Genomic DNA, 25,907 nt, shown 5'->3' on the forward strand with positions numbered 1-25,907 from the left:
AGGAGGTGGCTACAACCGCTACGAACCCGCACAAGTCGCATGTGGTGCGGTATTTGTGTGTGAATATTTCCGATGAAGGTGTGTGCGCCTAGATTGTGTTTGAAGATTTCCATGCCTACGCCCCCAATCTTGATAAACATGACATGGAAGCATGCAGCAGTGTGGTTGCCGCCCAGATGGGCGTTCGCTCTGCGGATTACTGCGATGCCGCGATTAGCACTAAATGTGGTCGTCTCACAACCATTCGGGGAGTGATGTTCTGGGCAAAGATGTGCTTTGCCGCAGGGCTTTTGAAGTATTGCAAAAACTGCGGGTCAAGGGTGGTTACGAGTGATTTTTTACCCTGAGACAGCAGTGGGGGTAATTGGGGCTACCCCCGTTTGGGAACGTAAAGGGTGTTTTTTCAGTCTCATATAAATAGAGGTGTTTTGTTGTCGCCTCGGCCAAGACGAGTGATTTCTAGTTGGAGAGGAGAATACGTGAATCTACGTACAGCCTTTATCCCAGTGCTTGTTGCCGCATGCCTGTTTACATCTGGCTGTTCAGATAAGGATGTGAGCGCTGATGCTGGTGGCACAGCATCGACTGTTGCGCCTGAAACACAGCAGCCAGCGCTGCCGTCTGAAACAACACAGGCAGCGTCGGTGTCGTCCATGATCCCGCTTCCACCAGATCGTGAATACGTCGAAGCGTTCGATCCGACGGATCGAACACAAAAACTCTATAACCCCTGCGATGAATTCACTGCTGATGATCTCGCGGAAATAGGGCTAAAAAAAGTGGGTCGGACACGTCACGATGGGTCGTTGATTGATTGTGGCATGAAAAACCCTCATCAACTCGGTGTGTATAACATCGACACACATTTTGTGACTTTTGAAGGGATTAGATCCCGTGGGTTGATGATTGACGCGACGTTCCCAGATGCGGATGATCGGGTGTATTTCAATGAGATTGGCAATGAAGATAAGCACTGCAATGCTGCGGTTAGTACCACTCATGGGCGCCTGAGCGTGGTGTATACCGATGCGAGGGACATGTCACTTGGGCGGGATGAGCTTTGCCGCAGGGCTTTTGAAGTACTACAAAAACTGCGGGTCAAGGGTGGTTACGAGTGATTGCTTGCACTCGTGTAACAGTGGGGGTAATTGGGGCTACCCCCGTTTGGGAACGCAAAAGGTGTTTTTCAGTCTCATATAAATAGAGGCGTTTTGTTATCGCCTCGGCCAAGACAAGTGATTTCTAGTTGGAGAGGAGAATACGTGAATCTACGTACAGCCTTTATCCCAGTGCTTGTTGCCGCATGCCTGTTTACATCTGGCTGTTCAGATAAGGATGTGAGCGCTGATGCTGGTGGCACAGCATCGACTGTTGCGCCTGAAACACAGCAGCCAGCGCTGCCGTCTGAAACAACACAGGCAGCGTCGGTGTCGTCCATGATCCCGCTTCCACCAGATCGTGAATACGTCGAAGCTTTCGATCCGACGGATCGAACACAAAAACTCTATAACCCCTGCGATGAATTCACAGCTGAAGATCTCACAGAAATGGGACTAAAAAAGATAGTGGATACCGTTTACAACGGGACGTCGTTGATTGATTGTGGCATGCAAGTCCCTCATCAATTCGGTGTGTATAACATCGACACACATTTTGTGACTTTTGAAGGGATTAAGTCGCGTGGCTTGATGATTGATGCGACATTCCCGGATGCAGATGATCGGGTGTATTTCAGTGAGATTGGTAATCACAATGAGCATTGCAATGCTGCGGTTAGTACCACCCATGGGCGCCTGAGCGTGGTGTATACCAATGCTTGGGAAGAGTCACTTGGGCGGGATGTGCTTTGCCGCAGGGCTTTTGAAGTCCTACAAAAAATTCGAGTTAAAGGAGGATACAAATGACATCACTACATATTGATGTTCAGCAACTCGTCGAGAGTATCGACGCGTTGGCATCTATTCATAATGCTGCAGCAGTAGGTTCAGCATTTAACCCGGATTTTTCATGGGGTGGGGCTTAAAAGGTGTGTAAAAAGTAAAGAAAGTGCTTCTTGACCTGCTAGAATAGAGATGTTGTTAAGCCTTTATTCCAAGCAGAAAAGGAGCACTTTCATGGTGAAGACTACTACATACACCCCTATGATGGCCAGCTGCACCCGTCTTGTTTCCCGCGCGGGGGTGTTACCCTTTGCTCATGTAGCTCAATTAGTCGGGATTGGTGCCAGCCTTGATCGTGTTTCTCACGGCAACGGTTAACACATACTTTTGGTGATGCGTGTACTGGGTTAGCGTTATCGTTAATTGCTGGTGGTGACGATGTTAAAGACATCAACTTGTTAGATTCTGTTTCGACAGCATTATCGTCTCAGCCATTGCCGTCGGTATCAACCCTGTGGCGGCGACTGACAGAGCATAAAGACACCAGCGATAAAATACGTGAAGAATTCCTTCACGCGATCAAATACGCCCGTAGCACACTATGGAACCTGCTGGGCGATCAAGCCCCACATAAGCTCGCTACAGTAGACAAACCCCTGATAGTAGATATTGATGCGACACTGATCTGTGCGCATTCTGGCAAGGAAAAAGCCGCACCTACCTATAAGAAGGGGTTTGGTTTCCACCCATTATGTGCTTTTATCGACTACACCAGCGTAGGGTTAACTGGTGGGGAATTTTTAACCTGTCTGCTTCGCCCAGGTAACGCGGGAGCAAACACCGCTAATGATCATTGCCAGCTTGTCAAAGAAATCCTGACCGCTCTCCCCGATCACAGCGATGGCAAACCTTGGGGCAAACGACTTGTTATCCGTGCTGACAGTGCTGGTGGGACAAAACAATTCCTTAGCTCCTTAGACGACCATGACCTCGGTTATGTTGTTGGCTTTTCACCCTCACCTACAGCAAGTATCCTCCTCAATGAGCACATCAGATCCGGTAACGAAGCAACTAGTCACACAGATTATCGATCATTACGTAACACCCGTGTGCCAATTGTGCGTGGCAATGGGGATATCAGCTTTGATGACCAACACTTCCTTGAAGACATCACCGGACTACTACAAACCGCACACCTAGAAGATGACAAACCACTGGTGAACCTTCTTACTGATTACCCCACCACGATGCGCGTGATCGCACGGATAGAATCCCCCCCACGCAGGGTGCCAACACAGCATTTTCAATCAACTCGGCATACGCACCCAATTATGCGCAACAAACCTCAACTGCAATATTCAACGCATTGACCAGTACTATCGCCAAAGATCACTATGCGAACAACACATCAAAGACGCCAAAGATCAAGGCCTTGCAAAACTACCGTTTTGCCAGTTCAAAGCTAACCAAATCTGGTGTCTCATCATAACCTTAGCCCACCAACTTCTCACCTGGACAAAACTACTCGACCATCACTACAACAACCACAACAGCGGCAACAACAAGAAACGAAATCAATCCGACAACCCGTGGTGGACATGGGCACCAAAAACCATTCGAGCAAGGTTTATTGCAATCTCTGCAAAAATCACGACAAGCAGCAGGCGCATATACCTCCACCTCGATCAACAAAGCACACACACCCCCACACTGGTGACACTTATGGAATACACCCAAAACCTCCTACGCCCCCTTAAAAAACGAAAAACCTAACCCCCTCAACCACAACACGCAGCAGACCCCACCACCGGCAGCCAACCGCAGGCACCCCACCACAAAACCCCACCACAAAAACACGGACGTACACCTTGCCATTGAAAACCACAACCAAAGGCGAAGGTGCCCCAACCAACCCCACAAACACACCACCCCAACCCACCACCACCAAACCCACCCCATGAAAAATCTGGGTTAAGGATGTTGGTCTGCTTGATGGTTTTTCATCTGTAAGTGGTTTGGATCAAATGGGCCGTTACCACGGTCAGGTGCTGGAAGGCTCTGTTGGTAGCGCAAAAGAGATGATGGCCGCCCTAGAACGCCAGGTGCAGTGGTTGGGGCGGAATCTTCACGCGAATTTAGATGCGTTATCTGGGATGGATCGGTTTTTCGCTGAAGCGATCGATGCTATTGAAAATGGTGGCACACCTAGTACTTCTGGGGTTAGGTATCCGGTACGCCCGGAGCTTGGTTTTGAAGCCTTTGATTTCCCTACGCCTGTGACCTCACGAGCCTCATCGCTACAGGAGCTATTATCAGGGCTGATGTCAACAAATAACGCTGGAGCGTTGGATGCTGCAGCTACATGGGCGAACCTGTCGAGTCGAACATTGGATATGAGCACCAAGTTACGGCAGGTTGCTAATGATATGACCGCATCAAACCGCGGAGAGGTATTTGATGCCGCTGCACCACGAATCATTGAAATGGCGAATGCCAGTGCAAATTTCGCACATAACGCAGGACTGATGTCACAGTCAGTAGCACAGCTTGCCATGATCGCGCCCTCATTTACATCCGCTGTCGGGGCAGCTATCGCCTCCCTTGAAGCAATGCAAACAACCCAAGTGGGTGCATTAATAAAAAAGCAAGCCGAAGAAATGTATCTGATTGGGTTCAAAGAAGCACTATCAACAAGCATCACAGCAGCGATGCCGGTAATCCGCAATCTCATGGAACCTGCATCTGCCGGTGCCGGTGGTGGTCAATCACCCGCTGCAATAAGCCAAGGATATGCAGGAGGAGGGATCATGAGAACCTCACAGACTGCTACAGGGATGGGCATTGAACCACAAGTACTAGCAGAACAGGTGCTAGATACTGTCGCATCACAACAAGCCACGCTCGGGTTTGACCCGAATGTGGTCAACCCCTTGAATATGCATCAATACCCCGGTGGGGCAAACAGCCTCGGCGCAAGCACCACAAGCTGGGGACCAAATACCGGTGGACCAGGTGGAATGAACCCCATAGCAGGTGCCGGTGGACTAGGTGGGGTGAATACTGCTGGTGGTCAGTCTGGTGCGTTCAACCAGCATGGTACTGGCGGTCGTGGCACCGGCGCTGGGGTTGGCTCAGGTACAGGCTATGGTGTTGGGGGTGCACCAGTTGCAGGTGGGCATGGCTCATCAGGCGGGGTAGGCGCTGGTGGCAGTAACAGCGGTGGTGGTTCTCGTTCCGGTGCAGGTGGTGCATATAATGCTGGTGGGCTTCGCGGAAGCGGGACTGGTTCTGGTTCAGGATCTGGGGCTGGGTCTGGTTCGGGTCGGGGTGGCCATGTAGGTGGTGGGGGAACAGGTTCGGGTACAGGGTCGAATGTTGGGCAGGGGTCGTCGGGGGCTGGTGCTGCTGGTTCTTCAGGTCGGGGCTCAACAATGATGGGTGGGGCACCCATGGGTGGTGCTGGCGCTGGTGGTGCCGGTGGTGCTGGGGGTCGTGAGAATCGTCGGCGGACTACACCACGCACACGACGCGGAGGAGTGAAAGGGATACTGCAGCAAGCCGAGCGGGAAGGGAATTTGCGTGACCTTCTAGGCGATGCACCCAAAGTAGTCCCACGCGTGATCGGCGCGGACGTATTCAAACCCCGCGACCAACGCTAAAAAATAATGGTGGTGGCATCTTTTGCCACCACCATTAACTACTTCAACCTGTAGCCAGAACCACGAATAGTCTCCACACGCTCAGGGGCAATCCACGAGTGACCTGACTTGTGACATTTTAGTCAGGTTGTGAGATGTTGTTGAGCAGACTAGTGATTTCTGGTGGTAGTGGTGTGTAGGCATGGATAATTTACCCGGAGAAGCTGCCCTTTTAAACCTGCAAAAAGATTCGAAGGGCTAATGCGAAACCCCCATCAGTAGGCCTGCACACGCAGATCAACTCATGGGGGTCTGAAACGATGGTTAGAAACGCTTACACCTGAATTTCGGTGCGGTCACCCGACCACAAGGTATGGAAAGCACCTTCCTTATCCACACGACCATAGGTATGGGCACCGAAGAAATCACGCTGCCCCTGAATCAAAGCAGCAGGCAGACGCTTTGCACGCAAGCTGTCGTAGTAAGACAGGGAAGAAGCAAACACAGGGATCGGCTGACCAATCTGGGTTGCCACAATAACCACGCGGCGCCACGAATCAATCAACGAAGCCAACTCCGACTTGAAATACGGATCCAGAAGCAGCGTCGCAAGCTCAGGATTCGCATCGTATGCCTCACGGATACGGTTCAAGAACTTCGCACGAATGATGCAGCCACCACGCCAAATGGTAGCCAAATCACGCGGATCCACATTCCAGCCATGCTCATCGGAACCAGCCTTGATCTCATCAAAGCCCTGAGCATAAGCCACCAACTTCGATGCATACAGTGCGCGACGAACATCCTCAACGAAAGTCTCACGGTCAACGCCCAAAGCATCCAAAGAGCTCAACTCACCAGAAGGCAAATTGCCAATAGCTGCCTCACGTTGCGCACGCGCACCCGACAAAGCACGGGCAAAAACAGCCTCGCCAATACCGGTGACCGGAATGCCCAAATCCAAAGCGGCCTTTACAGTCCAACGGCCGGTACCCTTCTGGCCAGCGGAATCAACGATCAGATCAATCAGTGGCACGCCGGTTTCCGCATCAACCTGCGACAAAACCTCGGCAGTGATCTCAATCAAGTAAGAATCAAGATCCCCCTCATTCCACGTGCGGAACACATCAGCAATCTCAGCAGGATTCATGCCAGCGCCATAGCGCAAAAGCTGGTATGCCTCGCCGATAACCTGCATGTCAGCGTACTCGATGCCATTATGAACCATCTTGACAAAGTGGCCAGCACCATCTGGACCAATGTGGGTGACACAGGCAGTGCCATCAACCTCGGCGGCAATAGACTCCAGCAACGGGCCCAAAGCCTCCCAAGACTTCGCAGGGCCACCAGGCATGATCGAAGGGCCGTTCAAAGCGCCTTCCTCGCCACCGGAAATACCAGCACCAACGAAGTTCAAGCCACGCTCAGCAATCTCCTTCTCACGGCGCACAGTGTCCGTGTACAAAGCATTGCCGCCATCAATGATGATGTCGCCCTCTTCCATGGCATCAGCCAGCTGATTGATCACAGCATCAGTAGCCGCACCAGCTTGCACCATGATGATCGCCCGACGAGGCTTCTCCAAAGAAGCAACAAAATCCTCAATGGTCTCAGCAGGAATGAAATTCCCCTCAGACCCATGATTGTCCATCAAATCCTGAGTCTTGCTAAAGCTACGGTTGTACAAAGCAACAGTATGGCCCTTGCGGGCGAAATTACGTGCAAGATTGGACCCCATAACGGCGAGACCAACAACACCGATCTGCGCTAAATTGCTGTGTTCAGTCATGGTTAGATAGTCTACCCCCGTCGAAGCCTCTAACGAATATTGAGAACAATCATCTATAAAAAACCCACGTCACGGCAACATGCGCAGCCAAAACTCCCGTCCCGACGTCGACACGCTAGGCTAGAAAACTGTGACACATCCAGAAAAAGCAACAGAAGTACTCGAACTCATCAAAAACATGCCCAGCACCGGGCTGCACATGCGCGAACTCGCGCTGTTTCAAAACCTCCTAGGAGGATTCGCCGAAAACCTCGGACTACGCTTCACCGCAGTAAACCCCGAAGAAGTAGCCGCTGAACTCCACATCGGACAAGAACACCTGCAAGCCGCAGGACTCGTCAATGGTGGAGTATTCGCAACCATCGGCGAAACTGTCGGCTCAGTCATGGGACTGGTCTTAGCGCCAGGGAAAATTGTTGTCGGCGTAAACAACAACACCGATTTCCTCCACCCCGTCACAGCAGGAGTCATCGTGGCGGAAACCACAGTTATTCACGCAGGTAGAAGCACTCAAGTGATTGAAGTTAACATGTTCCACCGCGAACGGCTCGTAGCAAAAACAACACTACGCACCATGGTTATCCCGCAAGCTTAAAGCCAATTCCACCGCTTGAACAAGTACCACATCGTCAGCACCAACACCACCATCACAGCGATCACGGTGTAGTACCCATACGGCTGCGCAAGTTCCGGCATATTTTCAAAATTCATGCCGTACACGCCTGCAATCAACGTCGGAACCGCAGCCATACCCACAAACGCTGAAATAGCACGCATATCCGAATTTTGCTGCAACGTAACCTTCGCAACAGCCGCCGAAATCAACGCTGTCAAACGCTCATCAAAACTCGCCACATCATCCTTCGCAGCAATTTCATGATCCAACACATCACGGAAATAGGAACTTATCTGCGGATCAATCAAATCAACATTGCCCGCCATAAGCATCCGCAACGCCGGATCAAGCGGATCAATCGCATGGCGCATTTCCAAAATCTCACGCTTGAGCAAATAAATCTGATCCACATTAAACGAAGACTGCGGAGTAAAAACTTCCTCCTCCAGCTCATCAACATCCAAAGCTAATTCGCGGGCAATCTTGTTGTAATTATCCACAACCACATCCGCGACAGCCCACGCCACCGACATCGGCCCACACGCCACAGTAGCCTCAATGCCCAAACGTGAACCCACATCAGGAAACGCCGTGCGGTGGCGAATCGTAATGATGAACCCGTGACCAATCACCATCTGAATTTCACCCGTGGTAATAATCTGGCGAGAACGAGCAATCGAATCCTCATTAATATCAAAACCGCTATACTTCACCGTCCGCACCACAATAAACAACTGATCTTCATAGCGCTCAACCTTGGGGCGCTGATGCGCAGTCACCGCATCTTCCATGATCAAGGGGTGAATCCCAAACTCTTCGGCCACACGAGTCATCTGCTGCTGAGTAGGCTCGACCAAACTCAACCACACAAAACCAGAATCCTCTTCGCTGCACCGTTCAGCCAGTAACCCTAGCGCGGCAGAATGCTTCACCTCGCCAGGGATCTGCTTGCCATTAACAAACAGTCGGCAATGGTCCACCACTTGCGACAAAGAAGCATCAGCAGACACAGGTTTTTTGGGGGGCTGAAAAGGAGTAGGCATAACTGGGGTTCAACAACCTTTCACGAAGAAAACAACATTCCCACCACTGACTCTAGAGAAGATGCAGCACGAAACGGCAATTACTGCTTATGCTGAGCCAGGAAGAAACGGGCGTACATGGGCAAAATGATCAATGGGGCCGTTACTCCTACCCCCGTTAAATGAATCAGCACCGCGCAGCGCTTCGGTCATCCATGTTGTGCACCACCGCAATGCAACGGAAAAATCTTCACCACCACCTAAACGGGTAGCAAGCGCGGACGATAACGAGCAGCCAGTACCCCGCGAGTTGCGAGTAGACACTCGTTCGCTTAAAACCACATCAACATGGCCAGAAGGCGAAACCCAAGCGTTGCCCGCTTCAGATCCTTCCAAGTGGCCAGTCTTCACCACCACATTTACGCCCCTCGAAGAAGCAAACACCTGTGCCTGGTCAATAGCGTGATCTAAGGTTGTAGCAGGATCACTGTCTGAGAGTAAAGCTAACTCAGGAATATTTGGGGTCAGTACAGTCGCGTGAGTAATCAGTGCGAGAAGGGAATCGATTGCGTTTTCGGGCAAAAGGCGATGCCCGCTAGTAGAAACCATGACAGGATCGACCACAAGAGGAATATTGGGCAGAGTGTGAAGCCAGTTTCGTAGAACGGTGAAGTTTTCGAGTGAACCGACCATTCCAATTTTTACTGCATCTAGGGGCACCTCGTCAGAAACAGCCTCGAGTTGTTGGAGGAGAAAACGTGCATCAGGAATGTGCTGAGCACGCACCCCAGAAGAATTTTGCGCAACCAAAGCTGTGACTGCACCCAATCCATAACCACCGGCTGCAGAAATAGACTTGAGATCTGCAAACAAGCCAGCACCGGCAACCGGGTCAGTTCCCGCAATCGCAAGCACGCGAGCACACGACATCAACACACCTCCCTATAGCAAACACCGCCCCCTCACACCGCAGTGTAATGGTGAGTTGAAGGGGGCGGTGACTAAAAAAGACACTACTTCTTGAAACGCTCAGTTTCGCGCAGCTCGATAGGCTTTGCTTCCTCAGTGACCAATTCCGACAGCTTCTGCAATGCAGTACGGGAATGCATCTGCTGGCGGGTGGTTGCCAAGTGCCAACGCTTACGAGACAGTGCGTTAATGCCCCATGAAATAGCAGCGGTCAGGCGGTTACGGAAACCAACCAAGAACATGACGTGAACGATCAGCCACAGAACCCAACCGAAGAAACCGGTGATCTCCACATTGCCCATCTTCACCACAGCGTTGAAGCGGGAAACAGTAGCCATCGAACCCTTGTCGTAATACTCGAACTCAGGGCGCTCAGTATTCGGGCGTCCCTCAGCTTCAGCTGCGATCTGCTCAGCAACGTACTCGCCACCTTGGATAGCAACCTGAGCAACGCCAGGAAGACCGTTGTAGTTCATCATGTCACCAATGACAAACACGTTCTTATCGTCAGCAACAGACAGGTCAGAGTTCACTGGGACGCGACCAGCACGGTCCACCTCAACACCCAGCTGCTCGGCAATCAAAGCGCCTAGTGGGGAAGCAGCCACACCAGCGGACCAAATCTTGCAGTATGCGTCCAAGGTGTGGGATTCGCCGGTGGTGGTGTCCTTGTAGGAAACCGAATCCTCGGTTACATCGGTAACAATGGCGTTGAGCTTCACTGTCACACCGATTTTTTCTAGGGAACGCTGAGCATTGCGTCCTAGACGCTTGCCAAATGGAGGCAGTACCTGAGGTGCGCCGTCGAGAAGAATAATCTTGGCACTGGAAGGATTAAAGCGGCGGAAAGCACCAGCCAAGGTGCGGTGCGCCATTTCAGCAACCTGACCGGCCAACTCAACACCGGTTGGGCCAGCGCCGACAATGACGAAGGTCAGCAGGCGCTCACGCTCGGCGGGATCTTCGCACAGTTCAGCACGCTCGAAAGCGCCAATGATGCGGGCACGTAGCTCAAGTGCGTCGTCCAGAGACTTCATGCCAGGTGCGTATTGGGCGAAGTGATCGTTACCGAAGTAGGACTGGCCGGCGCCTGCGGCAACGACGAGGGAGTCGTAGGAGATGACCTTCTCAAAGTCGCCCAGCTGGGCGGTGACGGTCTTTTCGGTGACGTTGATGTCGGTGACTTCACCCTTTAATACGCCCACATTTTCCTGCTTCGCCAGAATCTGGCGGGTGGACGGAGCGATTTCACCAGAAGACAAAATGCCGGTAGCTACCTGGTACAACAGGGGCTGGAAGAGGTGGTGGTTGGTACGGTCGATCAGGGTGATGTCGACGTTTGCATCCTTGAGGTTTTGGACTGCAAACAGGCCACCGAAGCCAGAACCAATAACAACCACATGGTGGCGGCCGCCTTCCGGACGGAATGGTGTTTCAGACATGTACGTTTTCTCCTTGTGCGCGTCCCAGTGCGAACTTTTCATCCTGTCTTCCCTAACGAAAAGGCCACACGAGGGTGTTTTGGGCGCCGTGTGTCAAACGGAAGGGCGTTGAGGAAAAAATTCCTGTGCGCGAGTTGCTATATAGTAGTGCCCACAACTGTGCATGAGTTCACGTTGTGATTTTTACCATCGTAGCGTGTGGTGGCGCGTTTTCATACTTGGAATCGGGTGAGAGTTTTTCACCCTGAGTAAACATGAGAAAATGCTCATCTTCCAGTGCTTTTGATCAACAATTTCATGGTTATTGGAAAGGGATAGGTGAGTATGCATGTGTGGCAATGCGGGCTGTGGCGGTAACGGCGGGCTATGCTTAGATTTTTAAGACTTTCGTGTATTTCTGTGCTGAAAAAGGAGCGTCGTTTTCTCCCGTGACCAGTAACCCGTTATTTCCGCGTAATTCTTCCCGCAAGAATCATCTTGCGTATGTGGATGCTTATGCTTGGCCTGGAATTGTTGAAATTCCGCATGGGTTTTTATCTGGGTGGCGTACGAGGCGCGCAGAATTAGAGTTCGCTGCTGCTTGCGAGAAGGCTGGTTTGGTGCTGCACGGTGCTGATGCTGATCTTGAGGTGGTGCATGAAGAACTGTTTGCGCGAATTGCTCATGCAGGCTGGCTGGGGTTGGCTGAGGGGTTCATGGCTGGCGAGTGGGTGACTGAAGATCTCGTTAATGTGCTGGTCAAGCTGCTTCAAGTGGGGTATCGTCCACGTTTTGCGCAGGCGGATATTGGTGGACCGTATGCGGGTGCTGAGGTTCCGATGAGTTTGGTGCAGCATTATTCCGGTGATGGTATGAGTGTGCATGGCACTGTGTTTTCCTCTGGTGTTCCGACTACTGAGCGCACGAGTGTGAAGAGTTTTGTGCCCGGCGCGGGTCGGGGTTTTGAGCCGGGTTCGCATTTTGTGGATGTGACTGAGTTGTCTGATCCGACGTGGGTGGAGCGGGCTGATTTGGCTGATGCGCAGTTGCGTTCGGTGACGATGTTGTTGGATTTGGCGCAGGTGGGTGTGGGTACGCATGTGTTGGATTTTCCTTCGTCGGGTCCGGCTTTGCCGATTGCTGCGGCGTCGCGGCATGCGACTGTTGATGTGTTGAGTGCGGATGTTGATCATGTGCGGGCTGTGCGTCGTATTTTGGATTTGACGGATGTGGATTCCAGTGTGCATGTGGAGCCGATTGATGATCCGTTTCCGTCGCCGCGGGCGTGGCCGGTGCATTATGATGCGATTACTAGTGTGGAGAAGCTGGAGCATATGGGCTTGGGTGGGCAGCGTGAGTATGTGAAGTTTTTGGATCAGATGTTGGCGTCTGGCGGGTTTGTTGCTGTGCAGACTGTGGTGGCTGCTGCGGGGATGAGTTCGGCGGCGGATCAGAGTTTGGATGTGGTGCGGGCGTATGTGTCGCCGGCGTTGCGTTATGAATCGGTGGAGGGTTTACATAAGCTTTTCGACGCGCATACGGGTTTGCGGATTATTGCGCAGACGCATGTGGGCGGGCATTATGTGCATGGGTTGCGGATGCAGCGGGAGACTTTTGAGGGGAAGCTTCGTGAGGCTGCTGCTGATGGTTATGATTTGGTCTATCGTCGGTTGTGGTTGTTCCAGTTGGCGTTGAAGGAAGCGTTGTTTATGGTGGGGGCTTTGGATGCGGTTCAGTTGAAGGTGACTGCGCGGTTGCGTCTTCGTCGGCGTTAGAGCCATCCGTAGGAGTGTGCGATTCGGGCTGCTTCGTATCGGTTGGTTGTTCCTGTTTTCGTGATGATGCTAGAGAAGAGGTTTCGTACGGTACCTGCTGTGATGAAGAGTTTTTTCGCGATGGTTTTGGCGTCTGTTCCTTTTAATAGGAGTTGGCAGATGGTGATTTCGCGTTCGGTCAGTGGGCAGTCGGGTACGAGGAGTGATTCTTCGGCGAGTTGGGGGTCGATGGCACGTAGTCCTGAGTGGACTTTTCGGATTGCGTCGGCGAGTGCTTCGGGTGGGGTGTCTTTTATTACGAAGCCACTGGCTCCTGCTTTGAGTGCGGTGCGGAGGTAGCCGGGGCGGCCGAAGGTGGTGACGATGATGCAGCGGCAGTGAGGTATTTCTGTGGTGATGCGGAAGGTAGTGTCGAGGCCGTTGCCGTCGGGCATATCGATATCGATCAGGGCGATATCGGGTTGGTGTTGGTGTGCTTGTTGTACAGCGTGGTTTCCGGAGTGCGCTTCGGCGACGACTTCGATGTCGGCTTCGAGATTAAGTAGTGCAGCCAGTGCGGCGCGGACTAGGGCTTGGTCGTCAGCGACGAGGACGCGGATCATGGGTTTTCCTTTGGATTGAGGGTGGCGATTAGGCAGGTGTTGCCAGGTTGTGAGGTGATGGTAAGTTCGCCACCTGCTTCGTGAACGCGGGCTGTGAGTGCTTGGAGTCCGCCATTGGTGGTGTCGGGGTTGAAACCGCAGCCGTTGTCGGTGATCGACAGTGTGTGAGGGCTGAATGTGACGGTGACGATGGAAGCGTGGGAGTGGCGTAGGATGTTCGTTCCTGCTTCTCTGAGTACCCAGCTAAAGATGGGGTCAGGGGTGTCGGGCATGGTGCCACAAATTTGCAGTGCTATTCCTGCGGTGTCGAGTGCACGTCGTAACGCTTGTATTTCGCCGTCGAGCCCTGGGTGAGCCAGGCGGGTGACAGCACACCGTACTTCCGACAATCCGGTGTGTGAAAGAGTGGAGATATCGGCGAGTTCGGCACGGGCTTTTTCGCAGTCGGTGTCGATGAGGCGATAAGCAAGGTGAGCTTTAAGATTAATGACAGTCAGGGTGTGGCCTAAAAGGTCGTGGACATCACGGGCGATGGCTTCACGTTGTTGGGCGAGTTGGAGTTGTTTTTCAAGGTCGTTGCGTTTGTCTGCTTTTGAGCTCACCAGCGCCAAAATGTAGATCAGGATCGGCCACAATACTGAGATGATGAGGTGGAATAAAAGCTCATCTGGAGCGAAGAACAGTCCGAGGCCCAGACCACAGCCAGAAAGCAGTATGAGGATGACCGCCGCGTAAATGGGGCGGAAGTTGAAAGCGACAAATGCACACAGGTATGTGATCATGCTGACCGCGAGGAGGTCTGCGATGGGCACAAGGATGAGGATGAGGATAGCGAGTGCACCTGTATAAAGCCATGAGCGTGCAGTTTTGCTAAAGTTTTGTGGGCAATACTCGATGGATCCAAATGCCCACACGTACACGGTACTGAATATTACTGTGATGATGGTGACGAGGATGAAGCTCGGCAGTGTGATAGCGGTGTAAACAAACCAGAGTGGGAAGGCAAGAAACACAAGCCAAATTCCAGCAAAGGCAGCATGCGGTGTATTAAATCGGGAGTTCATCGGCTGCGCTCACGGTGTGCGAGCCCTGCCGTGATGAGGATAAACAGGATGGTCCACACTCCAATGTTAAGAAAGGCCGCCCACAGTGGGGTGGAGGTATCAAAGGCTCCGTTGTCGATGATTTGAATCAGTTCTCCCACTGGGTAGCGGGCAAGCATGGCAGCGCCGAACAGCGGGGTGAAGCGTGCGATTTCGAGCAGACTGTGGCTGAGTGGGAAGAACATATTAGCAGCAAATGCTAGCAGAACAACTGTGGTTGCGGCGATGGAAATACCTGTGGGGCTAGGGATCAGTTGTGCCCAGATTAGCCCGTAAAATCCGAAGGGGACAGTTACTGCCCAGCTGATCAGAAATGCCCATAGCCAGCCAAAACCTTCGATGTGTGCGCCGTTTAAGTATCCGACAAATAGCACTGTGGCGATAGGTAGCGGGGTAAATGCGAGCACGGTGATGACTTGGGTCAGTATGTTGGTGCGTTGTGGCAATGGAGTGACTTTGAGCATGCGACCCCAGCCGGAGTTGTAGTCGACAACGGCTGATCCAGCTGTACTGACTGCGGCAGTCACGCCACCGTAGAGTGCCATGCTTACGAGCAGGTGGCCCTTGAGATCACCGTGGGGGAGTTGGACGTGGGCGAAAGATTGTGCGCTGCCGATAATCAGGTACATGATGGCGGGCAGAATGATGGAGAAAAAGACATTCGCGGGCTCGCGTAACGGGCGAATGATTGTCAGGCGCATAAATGCAGTCACTTTAGTGTCCTTCCTCTGCGAAGATTTCGTCCAAGCTGCGGGAGCGGATTCTTAGGTTTGTGACATCGGGGTGGTTTAGTATTTCCCGTGCGAAGTCATCTGAGTTGTGAGTAAATACTCGGTATCCTTGTGTGGTTGTTTCCCAATGCGTCACGCCCGAATATTCAGGCAGCTTCTCATCGAGGTTGTGGGCGGGGGCGTTGAATTCGACAATCACGGGGTGATGGTCGCTGAGCGCTTCGTGTGGGGCACCTGTTGCGCGGATAAGTCCGTGGTCGAGCAAGATGATCCGGCTGGCGAAGTCTTCTGCTTCTTTCAGGTAGTGGGTGGAGAAGACAATGGTCAAGCCTTGATGAGACAGTGCGTTGAGGGTGTTCCACAAAAGTTGCCGGGTTTGAGGGTCCATGCCGGCGGTCGGTTCGTCGAGCACGATCAGCTTCGGGTTACCCACGAGTGCGGCTGCGAGTTTAATGCGTTGCTTTTCCCCGCCGGAGCATTTGCGCACTTTGCGGCTCGCGATTGCCTTAAGGTTGCACTGTTCCAGGATCTCGTTGACGTCCCGTGGGTGCGGGTAGAGGGAGGCGATCATGGTGACGATTTCTTGTGCTGTTACATCAGGAAGCAATCCGCCTGTTTGGTGGAGAGCGCCAACTAAGCCTTGTGAAATAGCGGTTGCTGGGGGCAGTCCAAACAGGGTAATTTCGCCATGAGTGGGTTTGGCAAGGCCTAAGAAGATGTCGAATAGGGTGGTTTTCCCGGCACCGTTTTTACCAACGATCGCCACCATTTCGCCTTCCTGGATGCGTAGGTTTATTCCTTGAAGTGCGGTTACTTTTCCTCGGCGAAAAGTTTTGGTCACATTGATCGTTTCGATAACCGTCGATGCGGTAGTACGTGTGTTCATACCCCCCATTTAAGTAGGTGGAAATAACGATCGCATTCACTCGTGTCATGAATATGGCATGACATTTGTCAGTGCAACGACGTAATTGCTTGTCGACGCCGGAATCGATGCGCGACAGCGCCCCTGCTAAATGGTATGCAGGGGTGCTAGGAGGAAGGAAACGATTTAGGGGGTGATGACTGGGCGAGATGCTTTTTCGAGCAGCGTGGCCACGTTTTCGTAAGTCTTTCCTACAACCATTTCCAAACCCATTTCGCAGTGCGGTTTGAAGAGACGAAATAGTCATAATGGCCTTCCGCAATTCCGGCACGTTCCTCACGGGTTGCTGACTCCACGAGCTCAGGGTGCAGCATGACGCGGTCACCTGCGGTACCACAACAACCAGCGCCTGCAGGTACTTCCGCAGTTCCGGCGGCATTAGCTACGCTGAGAAGCTGATCGCTAATTCCCATGTGTTGAACTGAACAGGTTGGGTGGACTGCGATACGACCCATGTCCGCGACCATGGGTAGGTGTGGCACGACTTCATCATGCAGCCAGGTGACGACGTCGATAATGCGCAGCTGGTTGAAACGTTCCAAATCCTGCGCATCAAGGACGTCGGGAACTGAATCGAGGAGGCCGTGGGTGCAGCTGGCGGCATCAACAATGATCGACAACCGGCCTTGATCAGACCAGCGCCAGAAATCATTAACAATGCGCGAGGCTTGGAACTTAAAGCCGTCCTTGTAGCCCTTTGAACTCCACGGGGTGCCGCAACAATCGCCAGCAACATCCTCTGGAATCCACACAGGAGCACCAGAGCGACGCCCAAGCTCCACGATCGCATGCGGAGTTTCTAGACTATCCTGCGGCTGAGTAACAGAATTGCCGAACATGCGGTTAATGCAGGCAGGGAAGTACACGGCCTGTGCACCATCCTTGCTTGTGTGTGGCAGTTTGGAGGCCGCCTTGGGCAAAGCGCCTGGAATGGTGGGCACAAGATCTGGGCTGATAATGCTGCGTGAAGCATCAGCACCCATCTTGAGGGTGCGTGAACCTAAAAACTTTGCGCTCACAAGGCCAGCGCGCACCAGCTTTTCAACAACTTCCCACTTTTTCGCACCTTGAAGTGCAATTTTGTTGGCGTTGGGCTGAGTTTGCTGGGCACGCAGGCTCTTCATTACAGCGCCCGTATCGATCGAAATAGGGCAGGCAACTGAGCAAGAACCGTCAGCGGCACACATATCGATCGCATCGTACTGGTACTCTTCTTGCAGCTTGCCAAGCACAGGGGAGTCAGGCTCTTGACGCGCCATCTCACGGCGCAGCACAATGCGCTGGCGCGGGGTGAGAGTCACATGGCGTGACGGGCACACCGATTCGCAGAAACCGCACTCCACGCAGGAATTAATTTCATCTTCAATCTTCGGGAAAGACTTGAAATTGTGCAGGTGAATATCTTGGCTTCGTGTGAGCTTCACATCAGGGGCAAGGATGCCCTGTGGATCGATGAGCTCCTTGACCTTCCACATCAACTCCCACGCCTGCTCACCCCATTCGCGCAGCAAAAATGGTGCCATATTCACGCCAGTGCCGTGCTCAGCTTTAAGCGAGCCATCGTATTTGTTCAGCACCAATTCAGCGAGATCATCGAGGAACTGCGCATAAGCGACGCGTTCTTCCTCGTGATCGAAGTTCGGGATCAAGAAGAAGTGAAGGTTTCCGTAGGCCGCATGCCCCATCACCATTTCGGGATAATTGTAGCGGGCAAGCAAATCCAACAGATCCGCAGCACCTTGACCCACCATATTCGGAGGGAAACACACATCTTCGGTAATCAGCGTCGAGCCCTGAGGGCGGTCGGCACCAATGAGCCCGAACAGTCCGTTACGGATCTGCCACGAAGCACGCATACCTAAATCGGTGGTGTCGAATTCGAGCGGGGACAGCAATGGGGCGTCGGCAAGCACTGCGTGAGCACGGTCGATAGCAGCATTTAAGCCAGCCTCATCGACGCCGCCAACTTCGAGAAGAAGCGCAGCAGCATTATCATCGATTGTGGCCCACCACTCAGGAGCATGCGGGAAGTTGCCCACCGCGCGTTGTAGCACAGGGGCCACCAAAATTTCGCACGCTTCAGCACCCGCCTGCACGAGGGGCTGCACGAAGTGTGCTGCATCGCGCAGGTTGGGCAGCATAACCCAAGCCACAGCCTTTTTGCGCGGAAGTTCGATGGTGCGCAATGTCGCTTCCGTAATTGCGCCAAAGATACCTTCGGAGCTGACCATCAGGCGCAAAAGGATGCGCACGGGTTCATCTTCGTCCAAAAACGCATCGAGGCGAATGCCGTTGGTGTTACGGATAGAGAGTTTTTGCCGCAAACGCGCAACGAGTGTTCTATCGGCGCGGATTTCATCGCGCAAGGCAACTAAGCCAGCGTGAAGTTCCGGTTCGGCAGCTGCGAAAGCATCGTCACCGGCAGCGGTATCGACCACACTGCCAGAGGGAAGCACGATGCGGGCGTTTTCAATGGAGTGGTAGCTGTCGCGCTCAACGGTGCAGCGCATGCCACCAGCATTATCGGCGATGACGCCGCCGATGGTACACACAGGTGTTGAACCGGGATCGGGACCAAGCATGAAGCCGTACCGGTTGAGCACAGCTTGGGCGTCACCTAAGACGACACCCGGGCGTGACCACAGCCGTGCGCCGTCGTCGAGCACTTCCATGCCGATAAAGTGCGTTTTGATATCGACCAAAATATCGTTGGTCATTGCCTGGCCATTGAGGGAGGTGCCCGCAGCGCGGAAAACGAGGTTGCGGCCGTGGGTGCTGGCGTATCGCATCAGCTCTGAAAGATCGTGCTCGTTGCGGGGACGAACCACAACCTGTGGGACGGTGCGGTAAGGGCTGCCGTCGGAGGCGTAGCGCACGAGATCACTCAAACGGCCAAGAACGTTGTCGCTTCCCACGATGCTAGAGAGGTCATTGACGAGTTCGGTGGGTGTGCCGTGGAGTTGGTCGATTCCGACAGCATCGGCTTGGCTTGTGGCACCGGATGGGCGTCCAATGCGTGTGGGGTCGGGCGTGAAGAGCTTTCTCATGGCAACCACTCTAGACCCCTACCTGAATATCGGGGGTGAGTATTGGGGGTGGGGTAGTAGTCGGTATGGAGCGTGAGCTGCCACAAATGTCCCGCATAATGAAATGCTGGCCTTTGAGTTGTTCCATAGCATGGAATCATGATTGCATGAAATGAGATATGTTGCACGTGTCTACAAATTTTTTAAGCCGAAGGGAAGTGTTTTATTCACGATGTCTATGGTTGATAATCACACAGCAGTTGCGAAACCAAGCGGGGAAGTCCACACAACGGAAGATCGCTCCGCAGCTCTTGCTGTACTCGCTTTCCCTGTCGTCATTCTAGGTGGGGCAGTGCTGGCATGGCTTAGCCCTGACTCTTTTACGCCACTGAAGCCGTATATCATGCCGGGTTTGATGCTGATCATGTTTAGCATGGGGTTGACTATTACACTCCCAGACTTGCGCACGGTTGCGTCCCGCCCAATCCCAATCGTCTTGGGAGTAGTGTGCCAGTTCGTGGTGATGCCATTGTCGGCAGTGCTGGTAGCGAAGATGCTGGGGCTGAGCACGGAATTGACCATCGGCTTGATTTTGCTCGGCAGCGTGCCAGGGGGTACTGCCAGTAATGTGATTGCGTATTTGGCAAAGGGGGATGTGGCCCTTTCGGTTGCGATGACCAGCGTTTCTACCTTAGTTTCACCGATCGTCACTCCGATGATCATGTTGTTGCTTGCTGGTCAAAGCACGGCAGTGGATGCAACGGGAATGATTTGGGCCTTGTTTAAAACTGTCCTGATTCCAGTAGTAGCCGGACTCGTAATCCGCATTATGGCATCGCGCGCGGTGGATAAAGTACTGCCTATGTTGCCATGGCTGTCAATCGTCATTATCGGTGTGGTGCTTGCTACGGTGGTTGCTGGTGCGGCAGCGAAGCTGGCAACAGTTGGTCTGGTCGTTGTTGTTGGCGTGGGTATCCAGAACTTCATCGGCTTTATCGCCGGTTACTGGTCCGCGCGACTGAGCAAGCAGCGTGAAGCAGCGTGCCGAACAACCGCCATCGAGGTGGCCACGCAAAACTCGGCGCTGGCATCGGGCATGGCCACCCAGTTTTTCACGCCCGAAGCAGCGTTGCCTGGGGCGATCGCGACCATTCTTGCCAACATTACTGGTGCGATCTACGCGGCAATTGTTCGTCGTCACGGTGAGTAAGTAAAAACTCCAAGGTCAAGGTGGGTTAGCAAAAGGACAAAGTGAATAAGTAAAAGCCCTAAGGATTGAGTCCTTGAGGCTATTGGGGGACGTGTAAAATGACATAATGTACATTATCGGAACAAAAGGGATAATGATCCTTTCAGCTAAAACTCGCGTCTATATGTAGTTTTGCGCATCAATTGCTGGTGATCCACAGCGCTCACTCACTGCTCGGCGCACTCGCTGCGGTGGCTTGTCGCACTGATGTCGAAGGGTCATCTCTAGGATCATCTTCAGCTTCGTCGCTGTAGTGCGGAATCACGCGATCCTAGTTGCCGATGCCTCCGGCTGTTGGGGTTCATTTATTCTGTCCGCACATCTTTCGTTCTGTGCGCGTCCGTGGGTCGACCACGCTGATGCGCGTGTGCGTTTTCCCCTTGCGGTAGCTGTCATGCTTAGAGCTTGTCGACATCGCAACTTCCGCCTTTCACCTTCCGCCTTGAGCACTTGAGCATGGATGCTACTGTGGGTGTCCTTGCCGCTAAGGTGTAATGATTGTGAGAACTTGTTCTACCCTTGCGGCAGTATTGGCCGAAGCCCCCTTTATTTTCGTCATTGTGACAAAAATAAAGGGGGCTTCCAGTTGGGAGTTTTTTGAGGTTTTAGCGCGGATCTTCGGATTTATGATGAGATCCGCGGAACCGGAGCGCGGAATAAATCTGGTAGCCAGTCAGCGCTGTCAGTCCTAGGCCGATCAGTGCGATCAACCACATGCCTTGGTATGCGACAAAGGCAGTAAAACCAATAACTACGATCAAGCGCAGCCACAGAAATGGAAGCATTCTCTGACTTAACATAACCAACACCTTTTTCTTTCCTGCTCCCACACATCTGTGGCGCGAAGTGAAACCTTAAGAAAACTTACTTCTTGACGAATGTGAGCAGAATGTTCAATTCGCCTTCTTCAGCAATTTTAGCGGCAACAAACTCGGGGGTTTCTACATCGAAATCAAGACGATTGATCGGAACTGTGGAGCTCAATGAAATCTTGTCTGCATCGCGAACGATTGTGAAATCGCTCGCCACTGCCTTGGTCTTGCCCTTAATAGTCAAATCACCGCTAACCTTCACCACATCGGGAGAACCATTGCCTGGAACCTTGGATAGATCCACTGGGCTCGTCACGGTGAAGGACGAGATTGGATACGCATCAGTATTGAAGATCTTTGTGCGCACATTGATATCACGACGTTCAGTATCTGTGGAAATGCTTGTCATATCCACTTCAACGGTGCCTGAGGTAAGCTTTTCCGATTCAATAGTGATCGATCCGCGCACGCCACGGGTGGAACCAGAAGTTGTGCGCTTATCGGACGGAAGGGTTTCGTTAAAAGTAAAGCCTACGGAAGAAATATTAGGCGCGTCACCACGAATGACCTTCCATGTACCATCAAGTTCTGTGGTCGCGGGCTTGGCCTTGGAGGCATCGAGTTCACCTGTTTTAACGCCAGGTCCTTGCAGGATTGGGATGATGACAGAAGCCACGGCAAATAATCCGAGCAATACAACAGCAGTTACGGTGCTGATGATGATAGCTTTACGCTTCGAATTCATTAATTCAACACTCACCTTAATCTGAGCTTCTCTATGTCCCTGGCTAGGTCGACTAGTTCCTCACACAGTTGCTGCATTTCCTGAGGTTCACAACCTTCGGCGGCGGCAGTTTTAATATCTTCGGCTGCACAGCGCAGCTCGAAGAGTGAGTCGAGAAGTCGATCAGCTTTGTCGGGCTGAATAATCACAGCAGAGGCAGGAATCTGCGTACCAGAAACAGCATTACGCTGTTCATATGCGCGCTGACGGCAGGATTGGCTGCAAAATTTGCGAGGCCGACCCCGGGTTGTTGCGCCAAGGTCTTTTCCGCACCATTCACAGGTGGGCTGTCGCTGCACTGCCATTTGAATAAGTCTAGTCCTATCTTCGCCCCACACCGAACTGAAGGGGTTGAAGCCTAAGAACATGCCCCCACAAATCTCCCAGCTACTTCCCCACCGTTGAGTATTCGCTACTGAAAGGTGCACGGTGAATCACGACGGTTCCCTCTGCTACTTCTTAGCTAAAAGCACTGCTCAGTAGTGCTTTTGGGTGAGATCTGGCGTACTGGAAAGCGGCGGGAAACGGAAAAGGTAGTGAGGCGAAAACTGGAGGCGGGAACCTTTTTTCGACTCGGTACGTTATAGTAAGAAGACTTGGGGATTTTAAAACCTCGTGAAACGCTAAGTAGCGTTCATCAGCGTTGAACAACGAAAGGACTGATCAGCACTATGGCAGATCGCGTTCTCCGCGGCTCCCGTATGGGTGCCGTTAGCTACGAGACTGACCGCGACCACGATCTGGCACCACGCCAGATGGTCCGATACAAGACTGAAACCGGCGAGATCTACGATGTCCCATTCGCTGAGGATGCCGAAATTCCTGGTACCTGGATGTGCAAGAATGGCCAGATTGGTCATTTGATGGAAGGCGAAGGGGTTGAGTCGAAGCCCGCGAAGCCCCCACGTACTCACTGGGATATGCTCCGTGAGCGTCGTACCATTGAAGAACTTGATGTTCTTCTTGAGGAGCGTATCGAGCTTTTGCGCAAGCGCCGTCGTAACGCTGCTCGTCTGCTCAAGCAGCAGGAAGAAGAAGCAGCTGCAGCCGCTGCTGCTCAGGCTGGCGAATAAGATTTAAAAAATTACCACGACTGTTCATAAAACGAACGGTCGTGGTTTTTCTTGCTTTTTAGAGGTAGTGCTTTTTGCGCCACTTCTTGATTTCATGGCCCAACTGGCCGGAGAAAGTGGTAACTAGCTCGGTGATTTGGTTCTTGCGGTGGTTGAGACCCCACTTGGTTACTTCCATAAGGGAATCTTTGACAAATGAACCATCCAGTTTCGACTCCCCGATTTCGCGCTCAGTGAACGTGATGGGCACTTCGCGGACATCAAAACCAGCCTGGACAACGCGCCATGCCATGTCGACTTGGAAAATATAGCCGGCGTTGGAAAGCTCGTCGAGATCAATTGCTTCAAGCACAGCGCGACGGAAGGCGCGGTAGCCTGCGGTCATGTCGCTCAAGCCAGCGCCGAGGGCGAGGGAAATGTAGATGTTTCCGCCCTTGGACAATACCCAACGATTCTTTGGCCAGTTCACCACTTCCCCACCGGGGACGTAGCGGGAGCCGATAACAAGATCGGCACCGGCGTCGATTTGGCTAAGCAGCAGGTGGAGTTGCTCGGGTGCGTGGGAGCCGTCGGCGTCCATTTCGCACAGAACTTGGTAGTCGCGTTCTAATCCCCAGCGGAATCCGGCGACATAAGCCCCACAGAGCCCGCCTTTGCCTTCCCTGTGCAGGACGAAGATGTTGGCGTCGTCATGAGCGAGTGCATCGGCGGCCTTACCGGTTCCGTCGGGGCTGTTATCGTCGACGATGAGGATATGCACCTTGGGTTCGGCGGCACGGACACGACCGACGATCAGCGGGAGGTTTTCCAGCTCATTGTAGGTGGGGATGATGACGAGAGTCTTGTCGCTTGGTGCGCTCATTATGGACTGTAAGTCTCCTATTTCTTGTACGCTTGTGCGCGTGTTGCCGAGGTTCGTGCTTCTTTTCGGCCTGATTGTGCCCGTTGCGGGGATCGACCCCGTGCTGGTTGAGGGCTTGTTCTCAAACACAATGCACACGCTATTAGACCAATGATAACCAAAGCCCATTCAATGTAGGAACCGAAGCGGGCGGCAAGTGTGATCGAGTTTTTCAGCGGTAGGTCTTCCACGAGGGTGGCGGCGTGAAAAATTTCGGTGTGTTGAGTCACTGTACCATCCGGGGACACGAGTGCTGATACTCCCGAGGTTGCTGCGACAACCACTGCGCGGTCTAGCTCGATGGCGCGCATTTGGCTCATGGCTAGTTGCTGGTAAGTCATGTCGGTGAAACCGAAGGTGGCGTTGTTTGTGGGGGTGGTTAAAAGCGTTGCCCCGTTGAGTACAGCGTCGCGGGCGGCGGCGTCGAAAGCGACTTCGTAGCAGGTGGCGATGCCGACGGTCACGTCGATGTCGCGTTGAGCTGCGTGCATGGTGACGGTTCCTGTGCCGGTGCCGGGTTTGAAGTTTCCGGCTAGGTCGACGTATTCGGAGAATAGTCGGAAGAAGGAGCGAAACGGCATGTATTCGCCGAAGGGTTGGAGGTATTTTTTGTGGTGGTAGTCGCCTGGCCCTGTGGTGGGGTCGAAGACTTGCATGGTGTTGCGGGCGCCTACTTCGTCGCTGGTGATTGTGCCGACCAGAATGGGGGCGTCTACTGCGCCGACGGCTTCGTTAATAAGTCCTGATGCTTGCGGGTCGGTGAAGGGGTTGACGTCGGAAGAGTTTTCTGGCCAGATTACGAGGTCGACGGGTTGGTCGAGTTTTTCTGTTTCCCGCACGTGGTTGGCGAGTACTGCGCGACGTTGGGCGTTGAAGTCGAGGCCGAGTCGCGGGACGTTGCCTTGGATGGCGGCGACTGTGACCGTGCCTATGCTGTTGGCGCGTGGGGCGATGTGGGCTGAGATGAGAAGCCCTGCGATCAGTGACAGTGCGATGAATGTGGGAGCTTGTCGACGTCGCCACAGAAGCGCCACGATCGTTGCGGCGAGCAGCACGGTGATGAAGGTGACAAGAGCAGGTCCGCCGATGCTTGTGATCCGTGCAAGCGGGCCGGATACTTGCCCCCAGGCGAGGCGAACCCACGCGAAGCCGCCGAAGGGAACGGTCGAGCGTGCCCATTCCACAACCACATAGAGGAGCGCGAAGACCCACATGCCCCATCTATGGGGTAGGATTTTCGCCCCAATGGTGCCGAGGATGAGTGACCAGCAGGAGATGAACAGTGCGAGTGCGATATAAGGCATCGCGCCCACATACTCCCCTACCCACGGTAAAAGCAGGAGGTAGACGGTGGCGGAGTGGGTAAAGCCGATCAGTGCGCCGAATCGGGCGCTGATGTTGTGTGAACCCCAGCGGCTGAGAGCGATGATGAACAGGCCAATGCCGATAATGCCTATTTGCCACCAGCCAAGGGGCTGGTAGGAGGCGTAGACGAAGACACCACTGAGCAGTGCTATCCCGACGCGGAGTGCGGCGGGTATGAGGCTGGGGATTTCGGTGGGGGTGTTGAGTGTAGTCACGTATGTGCCGG

Annotated in this window: 25 protein-coding genes; 11 read left to right on the plus strand and 14 right to left on the minus strand. The window is 53.2% G+C overall.

Translation table 11 applies throughout. From position 1 onward, the window contains the following. The first annotated feature begins 95 nt into the window (after positions 1–95). From CFELI_RS06340 to CFELI_RS06365, 7 genes are all read left to right on the plus strand, one after another. Positions 96–347, plus strand: a complete 252-nt coding sequence (locus tag CFELI_RS06340) for a hypothetical protein (RefSeq protein ID WP_277103365.1) — start codon at positions 96–98, stop codon at positions 345–347. 132 nt (positions 348–479) lie between these two features. Next, a complete protein-coding gene (locus CFELI_RS06345; RefSeq protein ID WP_277103364.1) occupies positions 480–1,118 on the plus strand; it encodes a DUF3558 family protein in 639 nt (212 codons plus the stop codon). Positions 1,119–1,262: 144 nt separating this feature from the next. Next, a complete protein-coding gene (locus tag CFELI_RS06350) occupies positions 1,263–1,904 on the plus strand; it encodes a DUF3558 family protein (protein WP_290259884.1) in 642 nt (213 codons plus the stop codon). Beyond that, on the plus strand, positions 1,901–2,023 hold the full coding sequence (locus CFELI_RS06355) for a hypothetical protein (RefSeq protein ID WP_277105249.1): 123 nt from the start codon (positions 1,901–1,903) through the stop codon (positions 2,021–2,023). Before CFELI_RS06350 ends, CFELI_RS06355 begins: the two co-directional genes overlap by 4 nt. A gap of 279 nt (positions 2,024–2,302) precedes the next feature. Next, complete coding sequence (locus tag CFELI_RS06360; protein WP_290260029.1) at positions 2,303–3,250, plus strand: transposase; 948 nt, start codon at positions 2,303–2,305, stop codon at positions 3,248–3,250. Then, positions 3,246–3,653, plus strand: coding sequence for a transposase (locus CFELI_RS13630; protein ID WP_353959545.1), 408 nt, complete (start codon positions 3,246–3,248; stop codon positions 3,651–3,653). The genes CFELI_RS06360 and CFELI_RS13630 overlap by 5 nt, the downstream gene beginning before the upstream one ends. 251 nt (positions 3,654–3,904) lie before the next feature. Beyond that, positions 3,905–5,539 (plus strand): hypothetical protein, encoded by a 1,635-nt coding sequence (locus CFELI_RS06365; protein ID WP_277103164.1) that lies wholly within the window; start codon positions 3,905–3,907, stop codon positions 5,537–5,539. 313 nt (positions 5,540–5,852) lie between these two features. On the opposite strand, the gene gnd is transcribed toward CFELI_RS06365, so the two are convergent. Then, the gene (gene gnd, locus CFELI_RS06370; RefSeq protein ID WP_277103165.1) at positions 5,853–7,307 is read right to left on the minus strand and encodes an NADP-dependent phosphogluconate dehydrogenase; all 1,455 of its coding nucleotides are present in this window, start codon (positions 7,305–7,307) and stop codon (positions 5,853–5,855) included. A gap of 178 nt (positions 7,308–7,485) precedes the next feature. Here gnd and CFELI_RS06375 point away from each other — a divergent pair, with 178 nt between their 5' ends. Then, a complete protein-coding gene (locus tag CFELI_RS06375; RefSeq protein WP_374724772.1) occupies positions 7,486–7,902 on the plus strand; it encodes a PaaI family thioesterase in 417 nt (138 codons plus the stop codon). Here the strand turns inward: CFELI_RS06375 and CFELI_RS06380 are convergent. From CFELI_RS06380 to CFELI_RS06390, 3 genes are all read right to left on the minus strand, one after another. Beyond that, positions 7,899–8,966 carry a magnesium and cobalt transport protein CorA gene (locus tag CFELI_RS06380; RefSeq protein ID WP_277103167.1) on the minus strand — a complete coding sequence of 356 codons (1,068 nt, stop codon included), beginning with the start codon at positions 8,964–8,966 and terminating at the stop codon, positions 7,899–7,901. The genes CFELI_RS06375 and CFELI_RS06380 overlap by 4 nt on opposite strands. A gap of 87 nt (positions 8,967–9,053) precedes the next feature. Next, on the minus strand, positions 9,054–9,875 hold the full coding sequence (locus tag CFELI_RS06385; protein ID WP_277103168.1) for a bifunctional hydroxymethylpyrimidine kinase/phosphomethylpyrimidine kinase: 822 nt from the start codon (positions 9,873–9,875) through the stop codon (positions 9,054–9,056). 83 nt (positions 9,876–9,958) lie between these two features. Next, on the minus strand, positions 9,959–11,356 hold the full coding sequence (locus tag CFELI_RS06390) for an NAD(P)/FAD-dependent oxidoreductase (protein ID WP_277103169.1): 1,398 nt from the start codon (positions 11,354–11,356) through the stop codon (positions 9,959–9,961). A gap of 428 nt (positions 11,357–11,784) precedes the next feature. Here CFELI_RS06390 and CFELI_RS06395 point away from each other — a divergent pair, with 428 nt between their 5' ends. Beyond that, the gene (locus CFELI_RS06395) at positions 11,785–13,110 is read left to right on the plus strand and encodes a class I SAM-dependent methyltransferase (protein WP_277103170.1); all 1,326 of its coding nucleotides are present in this window, start codon (positions 11,785–11,787) and stop codon (positions 13,108–13,110) included. Here CFELI_RS06395 and CFELI_RS06400 read toward each other — a convergent pair. From CFELI_RS06400 to CFELI_RS06420, 5 genes are all read right to left on the minus strand, one after another. Next, the gene (locus tag CFELI_RS06400; protein WP_277103171.1) at positions 13,107–13,712 is read right to left on the minus strand and encodes a response regulator transcription factor; all 606 of its coding nucleotides are present in this window, start codon (positions 13,710–13,712) and stop codon (positions 13,107–13,109) included. The two genes, CFELI_RS06395 and CFELI_RS06400, sit on opposite strands and share 4 nt — an antisense overlap. Further along, entirely contained in the window at positions 13,709–14,776 is a 1,068-nt protein-coding gene (locus CFELI_RS06405; protein WP_277103172.1) for a sensor histidine kinase, read from the minus strand. The genes CFELI_RS06400 and CFELI_RS06405 overlap by 4 nt, the downstream gene beginning before the upstream one ends. Then, on the minus strand, positions 14,773–15,528 hold the full coding sequence (locus CFELI_RS06410) for an ABC transporter permease (RefSeq protein WP_277103173.1): 756 nt from the start codon (positions 15,526–15,528) through the stop codon (positions 14,773–14,775). The genes CFELI_RS06405 and CFELI_RS06410 overlap by 4 nt, the downstream gene beginning before the upstream one ends. Before the next feature lies 1 nt (position 15,529). Then, positions 15,530–16,432, minus strand: coding sequence for an ABC transporter ATP-binding protein (locus CFELI_RS06415; RefSeq protein WP_277103174.1), 903 nt, complete (start codon positions 16,430–16,432; stop codon positions 15,530–15,532). A 230-nt stretch (positions 16,433–16,662) separates the two neighbouring features. Continuing rightward, positions 16,663–19,518, minus strand: coding sequence for an FAD-binding and (Fe-S)-binding domain-containing protein (locus tag CFELI_RS06420; protein ID WP_310128883.1), 2,856 nt, complete (start codon positions 19,516–19,518; stop codon positions 16,663–16,665). A gap of 211 nt (positions 19,519–19,729) precedes the next feature. Here CFELI_RS06420 and CFELI_RS06425 point away from each other — a divergent pair, with 211 nt between their 5' ends. Beyond that, a complete protein-coding gene (locus tag CFELI_RS06425; protein WP_277103175.1) occupies positions 19,730–20,707 on the plus strand; it encodes a bile acid:sodium symporter family protein in 978 nt (325 codons plus the stop codon). A 644-nt stretch (positions 20,708–21,351) separates the two neighbouring features. On the opposite strand, the gene CFELI_RS06430 is transcribed toward CFELI_RS06425, so the two are convergent. The 3 genes from CFELI_RS06430 to CFELI_RS06440 form a co-directional block, all read right to left on the minus strand. Next, the gene (locus tag CFELI_RS06430) at positions 21,352–21,546 is read right to left on the minus strand and encodes a hypothetical protein (protein ID WP_277103176.1); all 195 of its coding nucleotides are present in this window, start codon (positions 21,544–21,546) and stop codon (positions 21,352–21,354) included. 64 nt (positions 21,547–21,610) lie between these two features. Beyond that, entirely contained in the window at positions 21,611–22,303 is a 693-nt protein-coding gene (locus tag CFELI_RS06435) for a YceI family protein (protein ID WP_277103177.1), read from the minus strand. Positions 22,304–22,314: 11 nt separating this feature from the next. Next, complete coding sequence (locus tag CFELI_RS06440; RefSeq protein ID WP_277103178.1) at positions 22,315–22,647, minus strand: hypothetical protein; 333 nt, start codon at positions 22,645–22,647, stop codon at positions 22,315–22,317. 366 nt (positions 22,648–23,013) lie between these two features. On the opposite strand from CFELI_RS06440, the gene CFELI_RS06445 reads away from it, so the two are divergent. Next, positions 23,014–23,415, plus strand: coding sequence for an RNA polymerase-binding protein RbpA (locus CFELI_RS06445; RefSeq protein WP_277103179.1), 402 nt, complete (start codon positions 23,014–23,016; stop codon positions 23,413–23,415). Between the two features lie 58 nt (positions 23,416–23,473). Here CFELI_RS06445 and CFELI_RS06450 read toward each other — a convergent pair whose 3' ends face one another. Both CFELI_RS06450 and lnt read right to left on the minus strand, forming a co-directional pair. After that, complete coding sequence (locus CFELI_RS06450) at positions 23,474–24,277, minus strand: polyprenol monophosphomannose synthase (RefSeq protein ID WP_277103180.1); 804 nt, start codon at positions 24,275–24,277, stop codon at positions 23,474–23,476. Between the two features lie 17 nt (positions 24,278–24,294). Further along, positions 24,295–25,857, minus strand: coding sequence for an apolipoprotein N-acyltransferase (lnt, locus tag CFELI_RS06455; protein WP_277103226.1), 1,563 nt, complete (start codon positions 25,855–25,857; stop codon positions 24,295–24,297). Positions 25,858–25,907 lie beyond the last annotated feature (50 nt).

The sequence above is a fragment of the Corynebacterium felinum genome, assembly GCF_030408755.1.
Lineage (GTDB): Bacteria > Actinomycetota > Actinomycetes > Mycobacteriales > Mycobacteriaceae > Corynebacterium > Corynebacterium felinum.